This window comes from Streptomyces avermitilis MA-4680 = NBRC 14893 (assembly GCF_000009765.2).
Lineage (GTDB): Bacteria > Actinomycetota > Actinomycetes > Streptomycetales > Streptomycetaceae > Streptomyces > Streptomyces avermitilis.
This window is the reverse complement of record NC_003155.5, coordinates 3144984-3170880: the sequence shown is the minus strand read 5'-3', so window position 1 is coordinate 3170880 and position 25897 is coordinate 3144984. Positions and strand designations below refer to the sequence as shown.

Genomic DNA, 25897 nt, shown 5'->3' with positions numbered 1-25897 from the left:
AAGCGTCGCGTTCGGGTGGGGGAGTGCTACGACTCGGACAAACGATCCCTCGCCGTCCCGGCCCTACCGTGGACCCGAAAAGCCCAGCACACCTCAACCTCGGAAGGGCCGGGATTCACGCTATGCCAAACGAGAATGTGGCAGCCACCCACGCCTTCTGGCTCGCCGGCCGCCAGGCCACCGGTGAGACCACCTTCGACGTCACCTCTCCGTGGGACGGGCGGCTCGTCGGCAAGGTCTCCGTGCCCACCGAGGCGCAGACCGAGGAGGCCGTGGCCGCCGCGTACGCCGTGCGCGACGAGTTCGCCGCCACCCCGGCGCATGTGCGTGCCGCCGCCCTCGACCACGTCAGCAAGCGGCTCGTCGAGCGCACCGAGGAGATCGCCCAGCTGATCTCCGCCGAGAACGGCAAGCCGATCAAGTGGGCGCGCGGGGAGGTCGGGCGTGCCGTCTCCGTGTTCCGGTTCGCGGCCGAGGAGGCCCGGCGGTTCAACGGTGGCGAGGCTCAGCGGCTCGACACCGACGCGGGCGGCCAGGGCCGGCTGGCGCTGACCCGGCGGTTCCCGAAGGGTGTCGTGCTCGGCATCGCGCCGTTCAACTTCCCGCTCAACCTGTGTGCCCACAAGGTCGCCCCCGCGATCGCGGCCGGCGCGCCGATCATCCTGAAGCCCGCCCCCGCGACGCCGCTGTCGGGTCTCGTCATCGGTGACCTGCTCGCCGAGACCGACCTGCCCGCCGGTTCGTGGAGCATCCTGCCCGTGTCGAACGACCGGATGCCCGCTCTCGTCCAGGACGAGCGGCTGCCCGTCATCTCCTTCACCGGGTCCGAGAAGGTCGGTTACGCGATCATGGACTCGGTGCCGCGCAAGCACTGCACGCTGGAGCTCGGCGGCAACGGCGCGGCGGTCGTGCTCGCCGACTACGCGAGCGACGCGGACCTGGACTGGGCCGCCGGCCGTATCGCCACCTTCTCCAACTACCAGGGCGGGCAGTCCTGCATCTCCGTGCAGCGGGTGATCGCGGACGCGTCGGTGTACGAGCGGCTGCTGCCCCGGGTCGTCGCCGCCGTCGAGGCCCAGGTCACCGGTGACCCGTCGGACGACGCGACCGAAGTCGGCCCGCTGGTCAGCGAGGACGCCGCCAAGCGCGTCGAGTCGTGGGTGGACGAGGCCGCGCAGGCCGGTGCCCGGGTGCTGACGGGCGGCAAGCGCGAGGGTGCCTCGTACGCGCCGACCGTGCTCGTCGATGTGCCGGCCGACGTGACGCTCTCGTGCGAGGAGGTCTTCGGGCCCGTCCTCACCGTGCAGAAGGTGGAGGGGGAGGCGGCCGCCTTCGCCGCCGTCAACGAGTCGAAGTACGGGCTCCAGGCCGGTGTGTTCACGCACGACCTCCAGGCCGCCTTCCGGGCCCACCGTGCCCTGGAGGTCGGCGGTGTCGTCATCGGCGACGTGCCGTCCTACCGCGCCGACCAGATGCCCTACGGCGGCGTCAAGCAGTCAGGCGTCGGCCGCGAGGGCGTGAAGTTCGCGATGGACGACTACACCTACGAGCGGGTGCTGGTCCTGACGGGCCTCGCCCTCTGACCCGCCCGCACCGACTTCAACGGCCGGAGCCCGCTGTGCGGGGGCTCCGGCCGTTGTCGTGCGACGCCCGGGGTCACTCCAGCTTGTGACAATCGTTTTCATGTAGGGTGGGTGTCGTGAGCGGGGCCCGGCGCCGATGCCTTCCGGCGCCGGACCCCTTTCTGCCGTGCCGGCCTGTTCCGGACCCTCAACCGGAGAAGCCGACCTGCGCCAGCCGCAGCGGGCCGCGCAGCCTGAGGTGGACGTCGTGCACGCCGTCCGCGGCGAAGGCGGCCGTCACGGTGGTGTAGTCGTACGGCCCCTTCGTCGGGGGCAGGGTCAGCACCGCCGGTGGCGGGCCGCCGGCCAGGGAGATCTCGACGACGCCCTCGCCCGCGAGATCCGCGCTGACGCCCGAGACACCGGCCCCGAAGTCGCAGGCGCGGAAGACGAGTTCGCCCGTCCCGCCGTCCAGCGGTGTCACCGCGTCGCCCGACACCTTCGTACGGTCGACGATCTCGGTGTTCCGCTGGTCGTCGAAGTCGGCCGCCTTCAGGCCGAGCGCACGTACGGCGCGGGGGGCCGCCGCCTCGCCGGTCAGCTCGATCGTCGTACGCAGCCGGATGTCCTCGCTCGACGCGCCGACCAGGAGTTCGTACGACCCCGGCTCCACCCGTCGGCGGCCGTGCGCCACGTCCCAGAACGCGAAGGCGGCCGACGGGAGTGCGAAGGCCAGCTCCGCCGAGGCGCCGGGGGCGAGGCGCAGGCGGCGGTGGGCGGCCAGTTCGCGGCGCGGGCGCGGGACGGACGGGTCCACCGCCCGGATGTAGAGCTGGGCCACCTCGTCCGCCGCCCGGGAGCCCGTGTTGGTGACGGTGAAGGAGACCCGCACCGTGTCTTCGTCCGTGCGGTGTTCGAGCCCCTCGTACGCGAACGACGCGTACGACAGGCCGTGGCCGAACGGGAACAGGGGCGTGCCCTCGAAGTACAGATACGTCTGGCGGCTGCCGATCACGTCGTAGTCGAGGAGGCCGGGCAGGTCCGCGTCGTCCGCGTACCAGGTCTGCGGGAGCCGGCCCGCGGGGGAGACGTCGCCGGACAGGACGCGGGCCAGCGCGGTGCCCGCGGCCTGGCCGCCGTGCGCGGTCCACAGGGCGGCCGGGAGGTCGGCGTGGTCCACCGCGTACGGGTACGCCGAGACCAGGACCAGGGCGGTGGCCGGGTTCGCGGCGCGGGCGGCGCGCAGCAGCCGCTCCTGGTGGGCGGGCAGCCGCAGCGTCGTACGGTCCTCGGTCTCCCGGCCGTTGATGTGCGGATCGTTGCCCGCGAACACCAGGACCACGTCCGCCGCGGCGGCGACGCGCGTCACCGCGTCCTCGCCGCGCTCGGTCGACTCCAGTTCGAAGATCTCCGCGTCCCGCGGCTCCTGAGCGGCAACCTTCACGCCGTCGGCGGCGACACAGACGTACCTGCCCGTCCCTGTGTGCTTCAGGAGGTGGCCGTTGTCATGGGATTCGGAAGGTTCGAGGCGGAACGTCTCCTGGACGACCCAGCCGCCCGGCTGGTCCGCGGAGGCGCGTACGTACCCGTCGTCGGCGACCGAGAGGTAACGGCCGTCGGGCGCGCGCAGCGTCAGCACGCCCTCGCCCCAGTCGATCAGCGCGAGTTCGCTGCCGACGGCGTCGGTCGTGAGCGGAGGCAGGTCGGTGCGGCCCGCGAGCAGTGCCGGGTCCAGCGCGCCCTCGGCGCCGCGCGCCTCGTCGGCCGTGACCTCGGCCGCGTTCTCGGCCACGGGCACCCGCAGAAAGGCGCCCGACGACGTCCTCAGACGTACGCGGTCCACGCCCTCCGCGAAGTTGACGCGGTCGGCGCCGAAGCGTTCGTACAGGCCCTCCAGCGGGGTGGAGCGGTGCAGCAGGGTGCCGCTGTACCAGTCGAGCTTGCACTCGTCGGCGAGGAGGCCCACGGCCGCGATGCGCACCTCGGGGCCCAGCGGCAGCAGTCCCTCGTTCTTGAGCAGGACGACCGCCTGCTCCGCGGACTCCCGGGCGAGCGCGCGATGGGCCGCGGTGTCGAAGTCCAAGGTGCCGGCGTACGGGTCGAGGCGCGGGTCGAACTCGCCGAGCCGGAAACGGATCGCGAGCTGGCGGCGGACCGCCTCGTCGATGTCGGCCTCGCTCAACAGGCCCTGGACCAGGGCGCCGCGGACCCGCTCGACGATCTTGGAGCTGTCCGTGCCGTGGTCGGTGAAGCTGTCGACGCCGGCCAGGACCGCCGCCGCCGTCGCCTCCTCGTGGGTGTCGAAGTAGTGCTCGGAGTCGACCAGGTTGGAGGGCGCACCCGCGTCCGAGCAGACCAGCAGTTCCTGGTCCGTCCAGGTGCGCAGGTGCTCGCGCAGATAGGGCGAGACGTGGTTGGGGCGGCCGTTGACCAGGTTGTACGCGGGCATCACACCGGCCACCGCGCCCGCCTCGACCGTCTCGCGGAAGGCGCGCAGGTCGTACTCGTGCAGGACGCGCGGGCGGACCGAGGACGACGTGGTGTCGCGGTTCGTCTCGTTGTTGTGGGCCAGCCAGTGCTTGAGGACGGGCGCCGTGCGCCAGTAGGTGGGGTGGTCGCCGCGCAGCCCCCGGGTGTACGCCGTCGCGATCGCCGAGGTCAGCCTCGGGTCCTCCGAGTAGCCCTCCTCGCCCCGGCCCCACAGCGGGTGGCGCAGCAGATTGACCGTGGGGGACCAGACGTTGAGGCCGACCCGGTCGTCGCGGGCGCGCATCGCACGGGTCTCGGCCGAGACCGCCTCGCCGATCCGCCGTACCAGGTCGTCGTTCCAGGTCGCGCCGAGGCCCACGGCCTGCGGGAACACCGTCGCCGGGCCCATCCAGGCCACCCCGTGCAGCGCTTCCTGGCCGGTGCGGAACGCGGCGATGCCGAGGCGCTCGACGGCGGGCGTGAACTGGTGCAGGAACGCGATGCGTTCATCGAGCGTGAGCCGCGCCAGCAGGTCGTCGACGCGCTTCGCGAACGGCAGCCGCGGATCACGGAAAGACGGCGTAGGCGGCGTTTGTGCGGTCACGTGGAGATCCCTTTGCGATGGAGCGACGGGAGGCTTTCGAAGCGCTTCGATGCTCATTCGACGAAGGGGTGGGTGTCAAGACATCCCGGCGCAACAACTCCGTTTCCTGGCGGTGATTTGAGGCGACAGAAGAGGCGGGTCCCGTCCTCCACACCTCGGAGGAATCTTGGAATCGACCCTTGTGCACCCCCAGCGGTTCACTTAACCTCGCAGCAACATCGAAGCGCTTCGACTCGGGGAGAACGCCTCGCGTGCTCACATCCCTCCGATGTCCACCGCTTCCGCTCAGCCAGCAGTTCCACTCAAGACACCGCAGCCGACGGCTCTTCCGCCGGGTGTCCTGGTGCGCCATGAAGGGTTGACGCAATGACGCCGAACTCCGCCACCTCCGCCCCCAGCCGGAGAAGCTTCCTCGCTTCCACGGCGGTCGCCGCCGCGGCGGTCGCCGGAGGGATGCCGCTGCTCGCCGCCTGCGGCGGGTCGGACAGCGGCTCCAAGGAGGGCACGACCTCGGGCAAGGGTGCGCAGAAGATCCTTCCCGCCTTCGTGGCGCAGAACGTGGTGACGCCGGACATCGCGTCGAAGAACGGCTCCGCCCTCGGCTTCACCAGCGAGCTTTCGCTCGCAGACCTGAAGACCTCAGTGCCTCGGAAGCTCGGCAAGGGCAGCACCATCAAGATCATGTCACCGTTCTGGGGCTCGCCGCCGAAGAGCAGCAACCCCTACTACTCGGCGATGAACGCGAAGATCGGCGCCAACATCGTCTGGCAGAACCAGGACGGCAACACGTACGACGAGAAGCTGGGCGCGGTCCTCGCCTCCAGCGACATGCCGGACGTCGTGGTGATCCCCAGTTGGAACATGGGCGGCAAGATACCCAGCGCCATCATCAGCAAGATGGCCGACCTCGGCCCGTACCTCTCCGGCGACAAGATCAAGGACTACCCGAACCTCGCCGCCATCCCGAGCGACGCCTGGCAGTACTCCATCTTCGGCGGCAAGCTGCGCGGCCTGCCCCAGCCCGCGCCCACCGTCCCGGGCATCGTGCCCTTCTACCGCAAGGACGTCTTCGACGACAAGGGGTACGAACTCCCCACCACCGCCGACGCGTTCCTGGCCCTCGCCAAGGAGATCACCGACGCCAAGGCGAAGGTGTGGGCCTGCGACGACATGAAGTGGACGGCCTTCGGCATCTTCGGTGTGCTCTCCGGAAGCGAGAAGCCGCTCGGCTGGAACCTCGTCGACGGCAAACTGATCTACCGCGTCGAGACCGACGAGTACCTCGAAGCGCTGGAGTGGACGCGCAAGCTGTACGCCGCGGGTGTCGTCCACCCCGATGCCAAGGCGAAGAACCAGGGCAACGCGGGCCAGCGTTTCACCGACGGCCAGGTCCTGATGTACAACCAGAACATCTCGGACTGGTGGGGCAAGATGGCCGAACAGGCCACCCAGAACAAGGACTTCCGCATCGCGGGCATGGACATCTTCGGCCACGACGGGGGCGATCCCCAGTTGTGGTGCGGGTCGCCCGCGGGCATCTTCGCCTTCATCAACAAGAAGGCGTCGAAGGCCGTGATCCACGATGTGCTGGCCGCCGCGAACGTCACCGCCGCCCCGTACGGCACCAAGGAGTACATGCTCACCAACTACGGGGTGGAGGGCACGCACTACACCGTCAAGGACGGCATGCCGGTCAAGACCGACCAGGGCAACTTGGAGGTCCTGAACGCCTACGTCATGCTCGCCAGCCCCGCCCCGACCATCGCGCACCCCGACTTCCCGGACATCGCCAAGGAACAGGTGGAGTGGCAGCAGCGGATGGGCGCCTTCACCAAGAAGTCCTCCTTCTTCGGACTCCAGGTCACCGAACCGGCTCGCTACACCAACCTCTCCAACGACTTCGAGGATCTGGAGGACGACGTCGTCCGCGGCCGCAAGAAGATCAGCGACATGCAGCAGGCGGTGTCGGACTGGAAGAGCCAGGGCGGCGACAAGCTGCGGGACTGGTACAAGAAGCTGCTGGACGACAGCGGATCCGCGCAGGGGTGACGACGTGGCACACAGCACCACGCCGGGCGCCGCCGCGCGCACCGATCCGTCCTCGGCGACGGACACCGCCGAGCCGTCCGACGGCGGGAGCGGGTCCGCCAAGGCCGCCAGGCCCGCCGCTGTCTCCAAGGCGTCGAAGAAAGCCTTGAAGAAGGCCTCGGAGGGCGGCACTCTCAGGACCCGTCTCAAGCGGGACCGCACGCTGATCCTGATGACCCTGCCGGCCGTCCTGCTGGTCCTGGTCTTCAACTACATACCGATCCTGGGCAACGTCGTCGCCTTCCAGGAGTACGACCCGTACATCAGCGACAACGGCTTCGTCGCCATCTTCGAGAGCCCCTGGGTGGGCTTCGAGCAGTTCACCCGGATCCTCGATGACTCGGCGTTCTGGAACGCCGTCCAGAACACCTTCGTCCTGTTCTCCCTCCAGCTGTTGCTCTTCTTCCCCATCCCGATCCTGCTCGCGCTGCTCATCAACAGCGTGATCAGGCCCCGGGTGCGGGCGGTGTCGCAGGCGATCCTCTACCTGCCGCACTTCTTCTCCTGGGTGCTGGTCATCACCGTCTTCCAGCAGATCTTCGGTGGCGCCGGCATCATCGCGCAGACCCTGCGGCAGCACGGGTATGAGGGCTTCGACCTCATGACCGACCCGGGGATCTTCAAATTCCTGGTGACGTCCGAGGGAGTCTGGAAAGACGCGGGCTGGGGCATCATCGTCTTCCTCGCCGCGCTGGCTTCCGTCAGTCCCGACCTGTACGAGGCCGCGGCGATGGACGGGGCCGGGCGATGGCGCCGGATGTGGCACGTCACGCTGCCCGCGCTGCGCCCGGTGATCGCCCTGCTGCTGGTGCTGCGCGTCGGTGACGCGCTCACGGTCGGCTTCGAGCAGATCCTGCTGCAACGCGACGCGGTCGGGCCGGGCGCGTCGGACGTCCTCGACACCTTCGTGTGGTGGAACGGCGTCCGTAACCAGGACTTCAGTTACGCGGCGGCGGCGGGCCTGATCAAGGGCGTGGTCAGCCTCGGCCTTGTCCTCGCCGCGAACAAGGTCGCCCATCTCATGGGCGAGCAGGGGGTGTACAAGAAGTGAGCACCGTGACCGAACAACGGCCGAAGGCCCCCGGCCGCTGGGCCGCCCCGCCGAGGCCCGTCTGGGAGGAGGAGCCCGGCAAGGCCGGGCTCGCGGGCAAGGGCATTGCCCTGGCCGGTGCCTGCCTCGGCGTCCTGTTCCCGCTGTGGATCGTCATCGTCACCAGCCTGTCCTCGAAGAAGGTCATCTCCGACGCCGGCGGCCTGGTGGTCATCCCCAAGGGCATCAGCTTCATTGCCTACCAGGAGCTGCTGAGCGGCGGTCAGGTCACCTGCGCCACCCTCGTCAGCCTGGGCGTCACCCTCGTCGGCACGCTGTTCTCGATGACGGTGTCCGTCCTAGCGGCGTACGGGCTGTCCCGCATCGGGTCGGTCGGGCACCGCTGGTTCCTGATGACCCTGCTCGCCACGATGTTCTTCGGCGCAGGCCTCATCCCCACGTATCTGCTGGTGCAGTCGTTGGGCCTGACGGACACGTATCTCGCGCTCATCCTGCCGAGCGCCATCAGTGTCTTCAACATCCTGGTGCTGCGCGGGTTCTTCATGGGTATCTCGCAGGAGCTCGTCGACAGCGCGCGGATCGACGGCGCGGGGGACTGGCGGATCCTCTGGCAGATCGTGATGCCGCTGTCCCGCGCGGTCATCGCCGTGATCACGCTCTTCTACGCCGTCGGCTACTGGAGCGCCTGGTTCAACGCGTCGATCTACCTGAGCGACCAGGACATGATGCCGCTGCAGAACGTCATGATCCAGCTCGTCCAGAAGCAGGAGCCACCGGTCGGCATGGGCCAGGCCATCAAGACGGGCCAGGTGTCCGCACTCGCCGTCCAGATGGCCGTCATGGTGCTGGCCCTGCTGCCGGTCGCCGTTCTCTCGCCCTTCGTCCAGCGGCACTTCAAGAAGGGCATGCTGACCGGCGCGGTGAAGGGCTGACGCCCGGTTGGAAGTGCCGGGGAGCCGCGGGGCGTCCGTTCACCGCGGGCAGTGGGTGGCTGGTCGCGCCCACGCGGCGGAGCCGCACGATGTCACAGCCTCGAGCCCCTGAGAGAAGGGGCGCTCCCCCCGCCTCTCCAGAACTCCCCTCTCCCAGAACGAGGTATGTCATGCGCACGCCCCGCCCGAGCAGACGAACCGTCCTCGCCGGGACCGCCGCGGCCGCCGCGCTCACGGCCGTCCCCGCCGTGGGGTCCCAGGCGCACGCCGCCGAAACCACCGCCGGCCCGTCGTACCGCTGGCGCAACGCCGTCATCGGGGGCACCGGCTTCGTCACCGGCGTGCTCTTCCACCCCTCCGTACGCGGTCTCGCCTACGCCCGGACCGACATCGGCGGCGCCTACCGCTGGGACGACCGCGGCGCCCGCTGGACCCCGCTCATCGACCACCTCGGCTGGGACGACTGGAACCTCCTCGGCGTCGAGGCGATGGCCGTCGACCCCACGCACCCGGACCGGCTCTACCTCGCCGTGGGCACCTACGCCCAGTCGTGGGCGGGCAACGGCGCGGTCCTGCGCTCCGAGGACCGCGGCGCCACCTGGACCCGCACCGACCTGACCGTGAAGCTCGGCGGCAACGAGGACGGCCGCGGCGCCGGTGAGCGACTCCTCGTCGACCCGCGCGACAGCGACACCCTCTGGCTGGGCACGCGGCACGACGGGCTGCTCAAGTCGACCGACCGGGGCGCCACTTGGGCAGCCGCGACCGCCTTCCCGGCGAAGGCGAACTCCTCCGGGCAGGGAGTCGTGTTCCTCGTCGCCGCCGGGCGCACCGTCTACGCCGGCTGGGGTGACGGCGACGGCACCTCGGGCACGGCGAACCTGTACCGCACGGCCGACGGCACGACCTGGGGGGCCGTCCCCGGCCGGCCCTCCGGCACCTCCGCCAAGGTCCCGCTCCGCGCCGCGTACGACACGCACACCCGCGAGCTGTACGTGACGTACGGCGACGCACCCGGCCCGGGCGGCCAGTCCGACGGCAGCGTGCACAAGCTGCGTACCGCCACGGGGACGTGGACCGAGGTCACCCCGGTGAAGCCGGGCGGGACGACGAGCGACGGCTCGGCGGACACCTTCGCCTACGGCGGGGTCGCCGTCGACGCCCGCCGCCCCGGCACCCTCGTCGTCTCCACCAACAACCGCTGGGCCGACGGCGACACGGTCTTCCGGTCCACGGACGGCGGCCGTACCTGGACGTCCCTCAAGGACGCCGCCGTGTTCGACGTGTCCGAGACTCCCTTCCTCGACTGGGGCGACGACAAGCCGAAGTTCGGCTGGTGGATCCAGGCGCTCGCGGTCGACCCGTACGACTCCCAGCACGTCGTGTACGGGACCGGCGCGACCCTCTACGGCACCCGCGACCTCAAGCGCTGGGCACCGCGGATCCGCGGCCTGGAGGAGAGCGCCGTGCGCCAACTGATCTCGCCCCCGGTCGGGGAGGCACACCTGATCAGCGGACTCGGGGACATCGGTGTGATGTACCACGAGCGGCTCACGGCGTCTCCGTCGCGCGGCATGGCGACGAACCCCGTGTTCGGGTCGGCGACGGGACTCGCGCAGGCCGCGGCCAGGCCGGCGTATGTCGTCCGCACGGGCTGGGGCGACCACGGCAACGGCGCGTACTCCCACGACGGCGGGCGGACCTGGGCGCCCTTCGAGGCCCAGCCCGACATCGCCAAGGACGCACCGGGACCGATCGCCACCAGTGCCGACGGCGGCACACTGCTGTGGTCCTTCGTGCACTGGGACGGCACGACGTACGCGGCCCACCGCTCGACGGACAACGGCGCGAGCTGGTCCGAGGTCTCCTCCTTCCCGAAGGGCGCCACACCGGTCGCCGACCCGGCCGATCCGACGCGCTTCTACGCCTACGACTTCGACAATGGAACGCTATACGCCAGCACTGACAGTGGCCGTTCGTTCACGGCCCGTGCGGGCGGACTGCCCTCCGGCGACAGCCAGTTCAAGCTGGTCGCGGCGCCGGGACGAAGCGGCGACCTGTGGCTCTCCGCCAAATGGAACGGGCTCTACCGGTCCACCGACGGCGGGGACACCTTCGCCAGGATCGACAGCTGCTGGGCCTCGTACACCCTCGGCTTCGGCAAGGCGGCCGACGGCGCCGACTACCCGGCGATCTACCAGGTCGGCTCGACGGAGACCATCACCGCCGTCTACCGCTCCGACGACGCCGCCAGGACATGGGTCCGGATCAACGACGACGCCCACCAGTGGGGGTGGATCGGCGAGGCCGTCGTCGGTGACCCGCGCATCCACGGCCGGGTCTACCTCGCCACCAACGGGCGCGGCATCCAGTACGGGGAGCCGGTCTGATGCCCGGGCTCACGGATGCCACCCGGGGCCGCATCCTGTTCGGTGGCGACTACAACCCCGAGCAGTGGCCCGAGGAGGTCTGGCAGGAGGACGTACGCCTCATGAAGGAGGCCGGCGTCAACTCCGTCACCGTCGGCGTCTTCTCCTGGGCCGAGCTCGAACCCACCCCGGGGGCGAGGGAGTTCGGCTGGCTCGACCGGCTCATGGACCTGATGCACGAGAACGGCATCGGCGTCGTCCTGGCCACCCCCACCGCCTCGCCCCCGCCCTGGATGGGGCGCCTGCACCCCGAGACCCTGCCCCGCGACGAGGACGGCCGCATCGAGTGGTGGGGCGGCCGCCAGCACTTCGCCCACTCCAGTGCCGTCTACCGGCGCTACGCCGCCGCCATCACCGAGGACCTCGCCGCCCGCTACGGCGGCCATCCCGCCCTCACGATGTGGCACATCAACAACGAGTACTGCACCTACGACTGGGGCGACGAGGCGGCCACCGCCTTCCGCCGCTGGCTCCAGGGCAGGTACGGCACGCTCGACGCACTCAACACGGCCTGGGGCACGGCCTTCTGGAGCCAGGGCTACGACGACTGGGAAGGCATCCTCCCGCCGCGCCACGCCCACTACATGAACAACCCCACCCAGGTGCTCGACTTCAAGCGCTTCACCTCCGACGCACTCATGGAGTGCTTCGTCGCCGAACGTGACATCGTCGCCCGGCACACCCCGAACATCCCCGTGACCAGCAACTTCATGCCGTTCTGGCAGGGCCAGGACGCCTGGGCGTGGGCCGGCCGGGAGGACGTCGTCTCGGTCGACAGCTATCCGGACCCGCGCGATCCGCTGGGCGGTCAGTACGGTGCGCTCATCCACGACATGACCCGCTCGCAGGCCCGCGGCGGCCCCTGGATGGTCATGGAGCAGGCGGCGGGCCCGGTCAACTGGCGCGGGGTCAACCACCCCAAGCCGCCCGGCCTCAACCGTCTCTGGTCGCTCCAGGCCGTGGCCCGCGGCGCCGACGCCGTCTGCTACTTCCAGTGGCGACAGTCCCGGCAGGGCGCCGAGAAGTTCCACTCCGGAATGGTCAGCCACGCGGGGGAGCGGGGCCGCACCTTCCAGGAGGTCAAGCGCATCGGGGCGGAACTCGCCCTGCTGAGCGAGAAGGTGGCGGACACTCGGGTCACGGGTGCCGATGTCGCCGTACTGCTCGACTGGAACGCCTGGTGGGCGAGCGGGCAGGACGGTCGGCTGTCCGGCGAGGTCGACTACCCCGCGGTCGTACGCGCCTGGCACCGCGCCCTGTGGGAAGCGAACGTCACCGCCTCCTTCGCCCACCCCGAGCACGACCTGTCCGCGTACAAGCTGGTCGTCCTCCCGCAGCTGTATCTCCTGACGGACACGGCGATCGACAACCTCGTCGCATACGTACGGGGTGGCGGCACCGTGGTCTCCGGCTTCCTGACCGGCGTCGCCGACCAGGACGACCGGGTGCGCCAGGGCGGCATGGACGAGCGGTTGCGGAAGCTCTTCGGCATCCGCACCCTGCACGAATGGTGGCCGCTCGACGCCGACGAGAAGGTCGGCGTAGAGGGCTTCCGCGGCACTCTGTGGTCCGAGGAGATCGAGGCCGCGGACGAGGCCTACGCCGTCATCCCCTACAAGGGGGGCGAGCTGGACGGTCTTCCGGCCGTACTGCGCAAGGGCCGCGCCTGGTACCTGTCCACCCTTCCCGAGCCGGCGGCGCTGTGGCCGCTGCTCGCCGGGATCGCCGAGGACGCGGGCGTACGGCCGGCGCTCGACCACCTCCCGGCGGGCGTGGAGGCGGTACGCCGGGGCGAGCTACTGTTCCTGCTCCACCACGGGCGGGACACGGTGACCGTGCCGGTACCCGGACGCCACCGCGACCTGCTGACCGGCGAGGACGTCGTCGATGCCGTGGAGCTGGGGCGGTACGGCGCGGCGGTACTGGAGGCGGCGCCATGAGCGAGCCCGTGCACGGCACCTGGGAGGCCGCCCCCGCCACCCGCTGGGAGGACGCCTTCCTGAGTGGCAACGGCCGCCATGGCGTCATGGTGTTCGGTGATCCGAACGATGACCGTGTCATCGTCAATCATCACACCCTGATCCGCCCCAACGGCAGCGCGGACGCCGGCCCGCCCGCGCTGGCGGACCGGCTCCCCGGCCTCCAGGACCGCTTGCTGGCGGGCGACACCACGGCCGGCGAGGACTTCACCGACGGTCGGCCGCTGCTGTGGGTGCGGCCCTTCCACCCGGCGTTCCGGATACGGCTGCGCCGCCCGGCCCCCGAGCGGCGCTCGTACCGGCGCCATGTCGACTTCACCACCGGAGTCGTCGGCGCCGACGGCGGCGGCCGCAGCGAGGTCTTCGTCTCCCGCGCCGACGACGTCGTGGTCCAGCGCGTGACCGGACCCGGCCTCACCCTCGACGTGACGCTGGACCACCGGCTGCCGGGCGCGCCGAGGGACCTGGCGGTGGGGCACGGCGCCGTCCTCACCTCCGAGGGCGCCCTCCTCACCCTGCGGGCCCGCTACCCCGGCGGCGACCTGGCGTACACGGGCGTGACGCTCGCCGTGGTGAGCGGCGGCCGGACCCGGACGGCGCTGCCCGGTCTGCGGGTCGAGGGGGCGGCCTCGCTGCTCCTGCTCACCCGCGTACGGCGGCACACCGGGGAGCTGGACGTCCTGGCCGAGGCCAGGGAACTGCGCGCCCTGCTGCCCGGTGACGAGGAGGACGCGTACCCCCACCTCCTGGCCCGCCACACCGCCCTCCACCGCACCGCCTACCTCCGCGCGGGTCTGGACCTCGGCGCCGACCCCACCGAACGCGCCCTCCCTGGTTCGGAGTTGGTCCGCCGCCCGAAGAGCCCCGCCCTCCTCGAACGCCTCTTCGCGGCCGGCCGCTACCACCTCCTGTCCTCCGCCGGGATGCTTCCCCCACGGCTGACCGGCCTGTGGACCGGGGACTGGGACACCGCGTGGGCGGGGGCCTTCACCACCGACGCCAATGTCAATCTGCAGACGGCGTCGGCCGCCGCAGCCGCCCTCCCGGAGGTCTCCGAGGCTCATGCCGCCCTGGTGCACGGCCAGTTGCCGCACTGGCGCGACAACGCCCGGGCGATCTTCGGTACCCGTGGCGTCGTCGCCCCCGCGCACACCGACGGTGAGTCCGGGCACATCTACCACCTCAGCCGCGAGTACCCCCTGCATGTGTGGACCGCGGGCGCCGACTGGCTCCTGAAGCCCCTCGTGGACCATGACGAGACGAGCGGGGCGCGCGACCCGCGGCTGGCGGTCGCGCTCGCCGAAGTGGCGTACTTCTACGAGGACTTCCTCACCCGGACCGACAAGAACGGTCATCTCGTCGTCGTGCCGTCGTACTCCCCGGAGAACCGTCCCGCGAACGCGAGCTGGATCACCCTCAACGCCGCCATGGACCTCTCGGCGGCGCGGCACGCCCTCCTCACGGCGGCCCACTACCACCCGGGACCCGACGCCGAGCGCCTGCGCGCGCTCGCCGACCGGCTGCCCCCGCACCGCGTCAACGCCGACGGCGCCCTCGCCGAGTGGGCCTGGCCCGGTCTCGACGACACCTACGACCACCGGCACCTGAGCCACCTCTACGGGGTCTGGCCCCTCGACGAGATCAACCCGTACGACACCCCCGAACTCGCCGCCGCCGCCCATCGCGCCCTCGAACTGCGCGGCGCCGAGAACGACTCCGCGCACGGCCACCTCCACCACGCCCTGATCGCGGCCCGGCTGCGCGACGCCGACCGGGTGGCGGGCGCCCTCGGCAACGTACTGGCCGGGGACTTCTTCCATGTCTCCCTGATGAGCGGGCACTACCCGAACCGCCACGTCTACAACGCGGACGCCGCCCACACGCTGCCCGCCGTGATCATCGAGGCGCTGATCCAGTCCACGCCCGGGCGGCTCGTCCTCTTTCCCGCCCTGCCGACCGCGTATCCGACGGGCCGATTGCGCGGCGTCCGCACCCGCTTCGGCGCCGAGGTCGACCTGACCTGGGGCCCCGGGGAGCGCACGGCCGTCATCCGCCCGACGCGCACCCTGCGCGTCGACCTCAGGACTTCCTCCGGCGCACGACCCCTCGATCTCGTCGCCGGAGAGGACTGCGTCCTCACCCTGGGGCCGCAGTAGCACCAGGCACTCCCCCCACCCATGGAAGGGACACCATGGCACCACGCACGCTCAGCAAGGTCACCAAAGCCCTGATCGCCCCCGCGCTCGCGCTCGGCGCGACCATCGGCCTCGCCTCCGCCCCCGCCCAGGCAGCGGTCTGGAGCTCCTGCGACCAGTGGGGCAACACGACCCTGAACGGCTACACGCTCTACAACAACATCTGGGGCTCCGGCGCGGGCAGCCAGTGCATCTGGGCCAACTCCGGCACCAACTGGGGCGTCAACGCCAACCACCCGAACACTGGCGGCATCAAGTCCTACCCGAACGCCAAGAAGGTGATCAACAAGTCGATCACCTCACTCGGATCGCTCAGCAGCAGCTACAACGTCACGGTCCCGTCCTCCGGCGCGTACAACACGTCGTACGACATCTGGGACACGGCCTACAAGTACGAGGTCATGCTCTGGGTGAACTACAACGGAGCCGTCGGCGCGCTCGGCACCTCCCAGGGCAACCTGACGCTGGGCGGTCACACCTGGACCGTCTACAAGGGCAACAACGGCTCGAACGACGTCTTCTCGTTCCTGCGCACCTCGGACTCGTCCTCCGGCACCGTGAACGTCCTCCCGATCCTGAAGTGGATCAAGGACACCAAGGGCTGGTTCGGCAATGTGACCATCGGTGACGTGCAGTTCGGCTTCGAGATCACGTCCTCGTCGGGCGGCCTGGACTTCACCACCAACAGTCTGAGCGTCAGCAGCAGCTGATCCCCCGGAGAGCATGAAGGAGTGGCCGGTCCCCCCGTGGGACCGGCCACACGCGTCACTCCGCCACCGGCAGCCGCGCCCCGTCCCGCAGGAACAGCGGGATGCGGTCCAGCGGAGCGTCGACGGTCACGGCCGTGCCGCCCTCGTACTCCTGACCCGTCCACGCGTCCGTCCACCACGCGCCCGCCGGGAGGTACGCGGTCCGGGACGTCGCGCCCGCCGTGAGGACCGGCGCGACCAGGAGATCGGGTCCGAAGAGATAGGCGTCGTCCACCGACCAGGCGGCCCGGTCCTCGGGGAACTCCAGGAACAGCGGCCGCATCACGGGCAGGCCCTCCTCGTGCGCGGCGCGCATGACGTCGAGGACGTACGGCTTCAGCCGCTCGCGCAGCCGCAGGTACTTCTCCAGGATCGCGCCGGCCTCCTCGCCGTACGACCACACCTCGTTGGGGCCGCCGGTCATCCCGGGTCCGAGCGGCGTGCCCGGGTCGCGGAAGCCGTGCAGGCGCATCAGCGGGGACAGCGCGCCGAACTGGAACCAGCGCACCATGACCTCGCGGTACGCCGGATCGTCCGGGTCACCGCCGTGGAAGCCGCCGATGTCCGTGTTCCACCAGGGGATGCCGGACAGGGCCGTGTTGAGACCGGCCGCGATCTGGCGGCGCAGAGTCGCGAAGTCGGTGCCGATGTCGCCGGACCACAGGGCGGCGCCGTAGCGCTGACTGCCCGCCCACGCCGAGCGGTTGAGGGTGACGACCTCGGTCTCGCCGGCGGCGAGCATGCCCTCGTAGAAGGTGCGGGAGTTCTCGCGCGGATACAGGTTGCCCGTCTCCGGACCGGGCCCCGCGTAGTAGCGCAGGTTCTCCTGGAAGCCCGGCTTCAGCTCCGGCTCGCAGGCGTCCAGCCAGAACGACCTGATGCCGTACGGCTTCAGGTAGTTGTCCCGCACCTTCGACCACACGAACTCGCGCGCTTCGGGGTTCGTGGCGTCGTAGAAGGCCACCTGGACCGTCGACGCGACTCCCTTGTCGGGCCAGTCGGCATGGGCCATGGGGCCGTACTCGGTGCCGATGAAGTAGCCGCGCTGCTCCATGAGCTGGTGGTTCTCGCTCAGTGGCGAGACCGACGGCCAGACGCTCACCACCAGTTCGACGCCGAGTTCCGCCAGCTCCGCCACCATCGCCGCCGGGTCCGGCCACTGATCGAGGTCGAACTTCCACTCGCCCAGGTGGGTCCAGTGGAAGAAATCGCAGACAATGACGTCGAGGGGCAGGCCGCGCCGCTTGTACTCCCGCGCCACCGCGAGGAGTTCGTCCTGGGTGCGGTAGCGCAGCTTGCACTGCCAGAAGCCGGCCGCCCACTCCGGCAGCATCGGCGTACGGCCGGTCACCGCGCTGTAGCGGCGCTGGGCGTCGGCCGGGTCGCCCGCGGTGATCCAGTAGTCGATCTGCCGGGCCGAGTCCGCCACCCAGCGCGTGCCGTTGCCCGCCAGCTCCACGCGGCCGATGGCCGGGCTGTTCCACAGGAAGGTGTAGCCGCGGCTGGAGGTCAGCACCGGGATGGTCACCTCGGCGTTGCGCTGCACCAGGTCGAGCACCGCGCCCTTCTGGTCGAACAGCCCGTGCTGGTGCTGGCCCAGGCCGTACAGCCGCTCACCCTCGTAGGCGGCGAAGCGCTGTTCCAGGCGGTGCCGGCCGCCGCCGGCCGGGGTGTACAGCCGCGAGCCCGGCCACCAGAAGTGGGCCCGCTCCTCGGCGAGGAGTTCTCCACCGTCGTCCGTGCGCACGAAGCGGAGCAGGCCCTCGGCGTCGACCTCGACGGTCAGCGCGCCGACGGTCAGCGTCCCCCGCCCGTCCTCGATCTTGAGGGTGTACGGCGTCGACGGCCGCTCGTCGAGGAGGGCGCCCGGCAGCCCCTCCAGGACCGGGCCGCCGAGCCGGGTGCGGACCCGGACCGCGTCCGGGCCCCAGGGCTCGACGCGCACGGTCTCCGTGCGGCCGCTCCACTCCAGCGCGCCGTCCCGCTCGCGGAACGTGCCGACGGTCGGGGAGGACTGGGCAAGGCTGACCTGGGGCTGGTTTTCGGCAGGCTGATTCACGTGGAGTGCTCCTGAACGAGTGCAGACATGGGGGTGCCCTGGAGTGGCGCGGCGGTCAGGCTGGAGACGCGGCGGTCAGGCTGGAGACGCGGCGGTCAGGCGGGGGCGCGGCGGTCGGGCGGTCAGGTGGGGGCGCGCGGTCGAGTGGGGCGGCGGTGGGTGAGGGAGGAGGCGGTCGGGTGTGAGGCGCGGCGGTCGAGCGGGGCGGTGGCGGGTCAGGCGGCGGTCGGTGCCGGTCCCGTGCTCGCCCGTACCGTCAGCTCGGGTGCGATCAGCACGACTTCGTCCTCGCCGTGCCCGTTCAGCTTCGCGACCAGGTGCTCCACCGCGTGCCGTCCCATCTCCTGGGCCGGGATGGCCACGGACGTCAGCCGCACCGAGGCCTGCGTGGCGACCTGGTCCGGGCAGATGGCGATCACGGAGACGTCCTCGGGTACGGCCCGTCCCTGCCGGCGCAGCAGCGCGAGCAGCGGTTCCACGGCGGACTCGTTCTGCACGACGAACCCCGTGGTGCTCGGGCGCTCGTCGAAGATCCGGGCGAGCGTCAGGGCCATCGCGTCGTAGCCGCCCTCGCACGGCCGGTGCAGCACGCGCAGGCCCAGCTCCCGCGAGCGGGAGCGGAGCCCGTCGAGGGTGCGCTCGGCGAAGCCCGTGTGCCGTTCGTAGACCGCGGGCGCCTCGCCGATGACAGCGATGTCACGGTGGCCGAGCGTCGCCAGATGCCCGGCGCACAGGGCGCCCGTCGCGCCGAAGTCCAGGTCGACGCAGGTCAGTCCGGAGGTGTCGGCGGGCAGTCCGATGAGCACGGACGGCTGGTCGGTGCTGCGCAGCAGCGGCAGCCGCTCGTCGTCGAGCTCGACGTCCATCAGGATCATCGCGTCGGCGAGCCCGCTGCCCGTGACCCGGCGCACCGCGTCGGGACCCTCCTCGCCGGTGAGCAGCAGCACGTCGTACCCGTGGGTGCGGGCGCTGGTCGCCACCGCGATGGCGATCTCCATCATCACGGGGACGTACATGTCCGTGCGGAGCGGGATCATCAGCGCGATGATGTTCGACCTGCTGCTCGCCAGGGCGCGGGCCCCCGCGTTCGGGTGGTAGCCGAGCTCCTGGATGCTCTGCTCGACCCGCCGGCGGGTGCCCACGGAGATGGACCGCTTGCCGCTGAGGACATAGCTCACCGTGCTCGCCGAGACTCCGGCGTGCTGGGCGACCTCGGCGAGGGTGACCATCCAGCTCTCCAAGCTTGTGTGAAGCGCTTCGACAGTGCGCGCATTGCGGATAAGGGGAGTGAGGGTGGCTCGACAGTAGCTCGGCGAGGAAGGGCTGTCCATAGGCTGTCGAAGCGCTTCGACAATTAATTCCGGGCACAATTTCCACGCCGGCCGTGGCAACCTCCGGAAGATCCGGCGGCCACTGAGGGGCGTAAGCAGACCGTCCCCCGGAAGGACCCCTGATGCAGCATCGCAGACCGCGCCTGTCCAAGAAGGCGAGGGCCCTGGTCGCCACCACGGTCGTCCTCGCGGCCGCCGCCGGCGTCACCGTCGCCCAGGCGGGCGAGACCGGCAAGAAGTGCGCGGCCTTCGACACGATCACGCTCGGCAAGTACTACGTGAACAACAACCTCTGGGGCCAGGACAAGGCCACCGGCACCCAGTGCGTCTGGGACGACTCCCGGTCCGGCTCCACGATCTCCTGGGGCACGGACTACTCCTGGGCCAACAACTCCGCCGGGCACGACTACGACGTGAAGTCCTACGCGAGCAGTGTCCTCGGCTGGCACTGGGGCTGGAAGGCGGACAAGGCGGCGACGGGTCTGCCCGTCCGGGTGGGCGACCGCAAGAGCGTGAGGACCACCTGGGACTTCTCGGTCGGCGCCGGTCCCGGCACGATGAACGTCGCGTACGACCTGTGGCTGCACGCCAAGAACAACGCGGACTGGCAGGACCAGCCCACCGACGAGATCATGGTCTGGCTCAACCGCCAGGGCGGCGCGGGCCCGCTGGGCACCAAGTACGGCAGCGTCAGCCTCGGCGGCGCGATGTGGGACATCTACCAGGGCGACATCGGCTGGAAGGTGTACTCCTTCGTACGGCGTACGAACACCACCAAGGCCACGCTCGACCTGGACGACTTCACCCAGGCCCTGGTCCGCCGCAAGCTGCTGAGCGACGACAAGTACGTCTCCGGCATCGAGGCGGGCACCGAGGTCTTCAAGGGCGCGGGCCGACTGGACACCAAGGCGTACTCGGTGGACATCGGCTGACTGGCGTAGTCGGCGCGCATCCGGCGAACGCTGCGCGAAGACTGGTGGGGCAGCCCGTAATCGGGTACATACGATCGAGTAGCACCGGTCGGTAACGAACACGCCCAAGATCCCTATTCGCGGCGAGGTGAGCCTCATGTCCGCCACACCCCACCAGCCAACGGTCACTGAACGTGAGGCGCGTCAGGTCGCCGAGGCCGCGCGTGAACAGGACTGGCGCAAGCCCAGCTTCGCCAAGGAGCTGTTCCTCGGCCGCTTCCGGCTCGACCTGATCCATCCGCACCCGATGCCCGCCGACGAGGACGCGCAGCGCGGCGAGGAGTTCCTCGCCAAGCTGCGCGACTTCTGCGAGACGGAGATCGACTCGGCCCGGATCGAGCGCGAGGCGCGGATCCCCGACGAGACCGTCAACGGGCTCAAGGAGCTCGGCGCCCTCGGCATGAAGATCGACACCAAGTACGGCGGCCTCGGCCTCACGCAGGTGTACTACAACAAGGCGCTCGCCCTGGTCGGCTCGGCGAACCCGGCGCTCGGCGCGCTGCTGTCCGCGCATCAGTCGATCGGAGTACCGCAGCCGCTGAAACTCTTCGGCACCCAGGAGCAGAAGGACACGTACCTGCCGCGCTGCGCCCGCACCGACATCTCCGCCTTCCTGCTGACCGAGCCGGACGTGGGCTCCGACCCGGCGCGGCTCGCGACCACCGCGGTCCCGGACGGTGACGACTACGTGCTCGACGGAGTGAAGCTGTGGACCACGAACGGCGTGGTCGCCGACCTGCTCGTCGTCATGGCCCGCGTACCGAAGTCCGAGGGCCACAAGGGCGGCATCACCGCCTTCGTCGTCGAGGCCGGGTCCGAGGGCATCACGGTCGAGAACCGCAACGCGTTCATGGGCCTGCGCGGCCTCGAGAACGGCGTCACCCGCTTCCACCAGGTCCGCGTCCCGGCCGCGAACCGCATCGGCCCGGAAGGCGCGGGCCTGAAGATCGCCCTGACCACGCTGAACACCGGCCGTCTCTCCCTGCCCGCGATGTGCGTCGGCGCCGGCAAGTGGTGTCTGAAGATCGCCCGCGAGTGGTCGGCGGCGCGCGAGCAGTGGGGCAAGCCGGTGGCCTTCCACGAGGCGGTCGGCGCGAAGATCTCCTTCATCGCGGCGACGACGTTCGCGCTGGAGGCCGTCGTCGACCTGTCCTCGCAGATGGCGGACGAGAACCGCAACGACATCCGCATCGAGGCGGCCCTCGCCAAGCTGTACGGCTCCGAGATGGGCTGCCTGATGGCCGACGAACTGGTCCAGATCCGCGGCGGCCGCGGCTTCGAGACCGCCGAGTCGCTCGCGGCCCGGGGCGAGCGCGCGGTCCCCGCCGAGCAGATCCTGCGCGACCTGCGCATCAACCGCATCTTCGAGGGCTCGACGGAGATCATGCATCTGCTGATCGCCCGCGAGGCCGTGGACGCCCATCTCTCGGTGGCCGGCGATCTGATCGACCCGGACAAGTCCCTGTCCGACAAGGCGAAGGCCGGCGCGAACGCCGGGGTGTTCTACGCCAAGTGGCTGCCGAAGCTGGTCGCGGGACAGGGGCAGATCCCGGGTGCGTACGGCGAGTTCCGCCGCGAGGTCGACCTGTCGCCGCATCTGCGCTACGTCGAACGCGGCGCGCGCAAGCTGGCCCGCTCCACCTTCTACGCCATGTCGCGCTGGCAGGGCCGTATGGAGACCAAACAGGGCTTCCTCGGTCGGATCGTCGACATCGGCGCGGAACTCTTCGCGATGAGCGCGGCGTGCGTACGCGCCGAACTCCTGCGCAAGGAGGGGGACCACGGCCGCGAGGCGTACCAGCTCGCCGACGCCTTCTGCCGCCAGTCCCGGATCCGCGTCGAGGAGCTCTTCGGCCGTCTGTGGTCCAACACCGACGACCTCGACCGCAAGGTGGTCGAGGGCGTCCTGTCGGGCACCTACGCATGGCTGGAGGAAGGGGTCATCGACCCGTCCGGCGAAGGCCCGTGGATCGCGGACGCGACCCCGGGAGCGGCGAAACGGGAAAACGTCCACCGCCCCATTCGCTGACCTTTTCCCCGCCCGTGAACTGTCGTCCCGTCCGTCATTCTGCCGCTTGCCGCACCGGAGTTGTGCGTCAACAATGAGCAGAATGGCGAACGGGGACAGCAGATGCGCCAAGGTGTCGGGGAAGAACACAGTCATGGAATTTCCGTACAGCTGACGCGTGCCCGGGGGGACGCGCGCCACCAGCTCGACGCGACAGATCTGGTAAAGGCCCTGCGGACCGTGCGCAACGAGGTCGTGCCCCTGGCGGAGAAACTGCGCCAGACGGCACCGGAGACCTTCGAGGCGCACCGGGACGCGCTCGCCGTCCTCCTGAACGACTGCGCGCTCGCCCTGGTCGACGAGGAACCGAGGCCGCCCGTCGCCACCTTCGACCCGATGCCGGTGCGGCGGATCGACCTGCGGGACGTCGACGCCCTGCTGGACGCGGGCCGGCCGGGCGAACGGCCCGTCATCCAGCAGCTGTTCCGCGGCTCCGTGGCGTACGCGAAGGACCCGGTACTGCGCGAGGTGATCAAGGCGAATCAGCAGGGCGTCCACATTCTCCAGCGGGCCAACCACTGGATCCGGATGCTGGCGGACTCGATCTAGAGCTTGTCCAGCGTTTGTCGAGCGTTTGTCGAGCGGTTGCCGGGTGATTATCGAGCGCTTATCGAGCGGTCATGAGTGGTCAGTGGGGGTAATTCCGATGCCGGTTCTCGGTCTCGACAACATCACCGGCAGGATCATGCGGGCCGGTGAAGGGCGAATCCTGCGCCGTTTGCAGCGCATCGCGGCACAGGTGAACTCCCTGGAGGAAGAATTCAAGGCGCTGACCGACGAGGAACTCCAGGCACTCACTCCCGAGTTCACCCGGCGCCACGCCGACGGCGAGAGCCTCGACGACCTGCTGCCCGAGGCCTTCGCCACGATGCGCGAGGCGGCCCGGCGCACCCTCGGCATGCGTCACTTCGACGTCCAGCTCATGGGCGGCGCGGCGCTCCACTTCGGCAACATCGCGGAGATGCAGACCGGCGAGGGCAAAACCCTGGTCGGCACCCTGCCCGTCTATCTGAACGCCCTGACCGGCAAGGGGGTCCACCTCGTCACGGTCAACGACTACCTCGCCGAGCGCGACGCCGAGTGGATGGGACGGGCGTACCGCTTCCTGGGCCTGACCGTCGGCGTCATCAAGTCACAGTCGACGCCCGCCGAGCGGCGCGCGCAGTACGCCTGCGACATCACCTACGGCACCAACACCGAGTTCGGCTTCGACTATCTGCGCGACAACATGGCCTGGTCGCAGGACGAACTCGTCCAGCGCGGCCACCACTTCGCCATCGTCGACGAGGCCGACTCGATCCTCATCGACGAGGCCCGCACGCCCCTGATCATCTCGGGCCCGGCCGACCAGCCCACCCAGTGGTACGGGGCCTTCGCCAAGCTGGTCACGCGGATGCGGGGCGTACGGGTCCAGGAGGAGCAGTTCGTCACCCCGGCCGACAAGGACCGCCTCGCCCATCTGCGGACCACCCACGACTACGAGTACGACCCGAAGAAGCGCACCGTGGCGATCCTGGACCGCGGTGTCGAGTACCTCCAGGACCAGCTCGGCATCGAGAGCCTGTACGAGTCCGAGCACACCTCGCTGATCGGGCATCTCAACAACGCCCTCAAGGCCAAGGAGCACTTCAGGAAGGACAAGGACTACGTCGTCGTGGACGGCGAGGTACTGATCGTCGACGAGCACACGGGCCGCATCCTGGCCGGCCGCCGCTACAACGAGGGGCTGCACCAGGCGATCGAGGCGAAGGAGGCGGAGGAGGGCACGGAGGCGGGAGTGACGGTCAGGAACGAGAACCAGACCCTGGCCACGATCACCCTGCAGAACTTCTTCCGCCTCTACGAGAAACTCGCGGGCATGACCGGCACGGCGATGACCGAGGCCGCCGAGTTCCACCAGATCTACCAGTTGAACGTCGTGCCGATCCCGAGCAACCGGCCCATGATCCGCCGCGACGACCCCGACCAGATCTACCGCACCGAGGAGGCGAAGTACGCCGCGATCCTCGCCGACATCGCCGAACGGCACGAGACCGGCCAGCCGATCCTCGTCGGCACCACCTCCGTGGAGAAGTCCGAGCTGCTGTCCGGCCTGCTGCGGAAGCAGGGCATCCGGCACGAGGTCCTCAACGCCAAGAACCACCAGCGCGAGGCCCAGATCGTCGCCCAGGCCGGCCGCAGGGGCGCCGTCACCGTCGCCACCAACATGGCCGGCCGCGGCACCGACATCATGCTCGGCGGCAACCCCGAGGCGATGGCGCTCGCCGCGCTCCCCGAAGACGCCACGCCGGAGGACCGCGAGGCCGTACTCGACCGCGTCGGCAGGGCGGCCGCCGCCGAGCACGAGGAGGTCAAGGAACTCGGCGGCCTCTACGTCCTGGGCACCGAGCGCCATGAGTCGCGCCGCATCGACAACCAGCTGCGCGGCCGCTCCGGCCGGCAGGGCGACCCCGGCGCCTCCCGCTTCTACCTCTCCCTCGGGGACGACCTGATGCGGCTGTTCCGCGCCCAGGTCGTCGAGCGGGTGATGTCGATGGCGAACGTGCCCGACGACGTCCCGATCGAGAACAAGATGGTCACCCGCGCCATCGCCTCCGCCCAGTCCCAGCTGGAACAGCAGCACTTCGAGTCCCGCAAGGACGTCCTGAAGTTCGACGAGGTCCTCAACCGCCAGCGCACCCTGATCTACGCCGAGCGCCGCCGCGTCCTGGCCGGTGAGGACCTGCGCGAGCAGGTCCGGCACTTCATGGACGACACCATCGAGGCGTACATCCGGCAGGAGACCGGCGAGGGCTTCCCCGAGGAGTGGGACCTGGAGCGGCTGTGGGGAGCCTTCAGGCAGCTCTACCCGGTCGGCATCACCATCGAGGACCTGGAGGACTCCGTCGGCGGCCGGCCCGACCTCACAGTCGACGACCTCGTGGCGGCGGTCACCGAGGACGTCCACGACCGCTACGCGCGGCGCGAGGCGGAACTCGGCGCCGACGCCCTGCGCGACCTGGAACGCCTCGTCGTGCTCTCCGTCCTCGACCGCAAATGGCGCGAGCACCTCTACGAGATGGACTACCTGCGCGACGGCATCGGCCTGCGCTGGACGCTGGGCCGCGAGCCGATCGTCGAGTACGAGCGCGAGGGCTTCGACATGTTCGGCGCGATGACCGAGGCGATCAAGGAGGAGTCCGTCGGATACGTGTTCAACCTGGACGCCACGGGCCGGGAGGGGGAGGGCTCCGCCCTGGACCGCCGCCCCACCGACGGACTGCACTTCAGCGCGCCGACGCTGGACACCGCGGAGGGCGTGGTCGAGGGCCGCTTCACGACGGCGCCCGCCGGGGAACCGGCCGAGCACGACAAAGCGCCGCCGCACCGGCCCGGGAAGTCCCGGAACCGGCGGCGGCGCAAGAGGTAGC

The 25897-nt window shown here is 70.3% G+C and carries 15 protein-coding genes; 12 read left to right on the top strand and 3 right to left on the bottom strand.

Going from position 1 to position 25897, the window contains the following annotated elements:
- Positions 1-137 precede the first annotated feature (137 nt).
- Entirely contained in the window at positions 138-1583 is a 1446-nt protein-coding gene (locus tag SAVERM_RS13450; protein ID WP_010984015.1) for an aldehyde dehydrogenase family protein, read from the top strand.
- A 187-nt stretch (positions 1584-1770) separates the two neighbouring features.
- Here the strand turns inward: SAVERM_RS13450 and SAVERM_RS13445 are convergent, their stop codons facing one another.
- The gene (locus SAVERM_RS13445) at positions 1771-4635 is read right to left on the bottom strand and encodes a glycoside hydrolase family 3 C-terminal domain-containing protein (RefSeq protein WP_010984014.1); all 2865 of its coding nucleotides are present in this window, start codon (positions 4633-4635) and stop codon (positions 1771-1773) included.
- 366 nt (positions 4636-5001) lie between these two features.
- On the opposite strand from SAVERM_RS13445, the gene SAVERM_RS13440 reads away from it, so the two are divergent.
- The 7 genes from SAVERM_RS13440 to SAVERM_RS13410 all read left to right on the top strand — a co-directional run bounded on the left by SAVERM_RS13440 (position 5002) and on the right by SAVERM_RS13410 (position 16019).
- Positions 5002-6684, top strand: coding sequence for a type 2 periplasmic-binding domain-containing protein (locus SAVERM_RS13440; protein ID WP_010984013.1), 1683 nt, complete (start codon positions 5002-5004; stop codon positions 6682-6684).
- 4 nt (positions 6685-6688) lie between these two features.
- Positions 6689-7774 carry an ABC transporter permease gene (locus tag SAVERM_RS13435; protein WP_010984012.1) on the top strand — a complete coding sequence of 362 codons (1086 nt, stop codon included), beginning with the start codon at positions 6689-6691 and terminating at the stop codon, positions 7772-7774.
- On the top strand, positions 7771-8706 hold the full coding sequence (locus tag SAVERM_RS13430; RefSeq protein ID WP_010984011.1) for a carbohydrate ABC transporter permease: 936 nt from the start codon (positions 7771-7773) through the stop codon (positions 8704-8706). The genes SAVERM_RS13435 and SAVERM_RS13430 overlap by 4 nt, the downstream gene beginning before the upstream one ends.
- A 170-nt stretch (positions 8707-8876) precedes the next feature.
- A complete protein-coding gene (locus tag SAVERM_RS13425; protein ID WP_010984010.1) occupies positions 8877-11096 on the top strand; it encodes a sialidase family protein in 2220 nt (739 codons plus the stop codon).
- Positions 11096-13075 carry a beta-galactosidase gene (locus SAVERM_RS13420; protein ID WP_010984009.1) on the top strand — a complete coding sequence of 660 codons (1980 nt, stop codon included), beginning with the start codon at positions 11096-11098 and terminating at the stop codon, positions 13073-13075. Before SAVERM_RS13425 ends, SAVERM_RS13420 begins: the two co-directional genes overlap by 1 nt.
- Positions 13072-15270, top strand: a complete 2199-nt coding sequence (locus SAVERM_RS13415) for a glycosyl hydrolase family 95 catalytic domain-containing protein (RefSeq protein WP_010984008.1) — start codon at positions 13072-13074, stop codon at positions 15268-15270. The genes SAVERM_RS13420 and SAVERM_RS13415 overlap by 4 nt, the downstream gene beginning before the upstream one ends.
- Positions 15271-15305: 35 nt before the next feature.
- On the top strand, positions 15306-16019 hold the full coding sequence (locus SAVERM_RS13410; protein ID WP_010984007.1) for a glycoside hydrolase family 12 protein: 714 nt from the start codon (positions 15306-15308) through the stop codon (positions 16017-16019).
- A 55-nt stretch (positions 16020-16074) separates the two neighbouring features.
- Here SAVERM_RS13410 and SAVERM_RS13405 read toward each other — a convergent pair whose 3' ends face one another.
- Together SAVERM_RS13405 and SAVERM_RS13400 are read right to left on the bottom strand one after the other, a co-directional pair.
- Entirely contained in the window at positions 16075-18117 is a 2043-nt protein-coding gene (locus tag SAVERM_RS13405; protein WP_037652051.1) for a glycoside hydrolase family 31 protein, read from the bottom strand.
- A gap of 215 nt (positions 18118-18332) precedes the next feature.
- The gene (locus SAVERM_RS13400; RefSeq protein ID WP_010984005.1) at positions 18333-19346 is read right to left on the bottom strand and encodes a LacI family DNA-binding transcriptional regulator; all 1014 of its coding nucleotides are present in this window, start codon (positions 19344-19346) and stop codon (positions 18333-18335) included.
- Positions 19347-19570: 224 nt separating this feature from the next.
- Here SAVERM_RS13400 and SAVERM_RS13395 point away from each other — a divergent pair, with 224 nt between their 5' ends.
- The 4 genes from SAVERM_RS13395 to secA all read left to right on the top strand — a co-directional run bounded on the left by SAVERM_RS13395 (position 19571) and on the right by secA (position 25896).
- Positions 19571-20380 (top strand): GH12 family glycosyl hydrolase domain-containing protein, encoded by an 810-nt coding sequence (locus SAVERM_RS13395; protein ID WP_010984004.1) that lies wholly within the window; start codon positions 19571-19573, stop codon positions 20378-20380.
- A gap of 136 nt (positions 20381-20516) precedes the next feature.
- The gene (locus SAVERM_RS13390; RefSeq protein WP_037652084.1) at positions 20517-22448 is read left to right on the top strand and encodes an acyl-CoA dehydrogenase family protein; all 1932 of its coding nucleotides are present in this window, start codon (positions 20517-20519) and stop codon (positions 22446-22448) included.
- 219 nt (positions 22449-22667) lie between these two features.
- Positions 22668-23036 (top strand): hypothetical protein, encoded by a 369-nt coding sequence (locus SAVERM_RS13385; RefSeq protein WP_042493018.1) that lies wholly within the window; start codon positions 22668-22670, stop codon positions 23034-23036.
- Positions 23037-23133: 97 nt separating this feature from the next.
- Positions 23134-25896 (top strand): preprotein translocase subunit SecA, encoded by a 2763-nt coding sequence (gene secA / locus SAVERM_RS13380; protein WP_010984001.1) that lies wholly within the window; start codon positions 23134-23136, stop codon positions 25894-25896.
- Position 25897 lies beyond the last annotated feature (1 nt).

Excerpts from the sequence above, each read along its gene's own strand:
- SAVERM_RS13420 (WP_010984009.1), top strand. The coding sequence starts at position 11,096 with ATGCCCGGGCTCACGGATGCCACCCGGGGCCGCATCCTGTTCGGTGGC.
- SAVERM_RS13410 (WP_010984007.1), top strand. The coding sequence starts at position 15,306 with ATGGCACCACGCACGCTCAGCAAGGTCACCAAAGCCCTGATCGCCCCC.
- SAVERM_RS13415 (WP_010984008.1), top strand. The coding sequence starts at position 13,072 with ATGAGCGAGCCCGTGCACGGCACCTGGGAGGCCGCCCCCGCCACCCGC.
- secA (WP_010984001.1), top strand. The coding sequence starts at position 23,134 with ATGCCGGTTCTCGGTCTCGACAACATCACCGGCAGGATCATGCGGGCC.
- SAVERM_RS13395 (WP_010984004.1), top strand. The coding sequence starts at position 19,571 with ATGCAGCATCGCAGACCGCGCCTGTCCAAGAAGGCGAGGGCCCTGGTC.
- SAVERM_RS13440 (WP_010984013.1), top strand. The coding sequence starts at position 5,002 with ATGACGCCGAACTCCGCCACCTCCGCCCCCAGCCGGAGAAGCTTCCTC.
- SAVERM_RS13400 (WP_010984005.1), bottom strand. The coding sequence starts at position 19,346 with ATGGTCACCCTCGCCGAGGTCGCCCAGCACGCCGGAGTCTCGGCGAGC.
- SAVERM_RS13425 (WP_010984010.1), top strand. The coding sequence starts at position 8,877 with ATGCGCACGCCCCGCCCGAGCAGACGAACCGTCCTCGCCGGGACCGCC.
- SAVERM_RS13390 (WP_037652084.1), top strand. The coding sequence starts at position 20,517 with ATGTCCGCCACACCCCACCAGCCAACGGTCACTGAACGTGAGGCGCGT.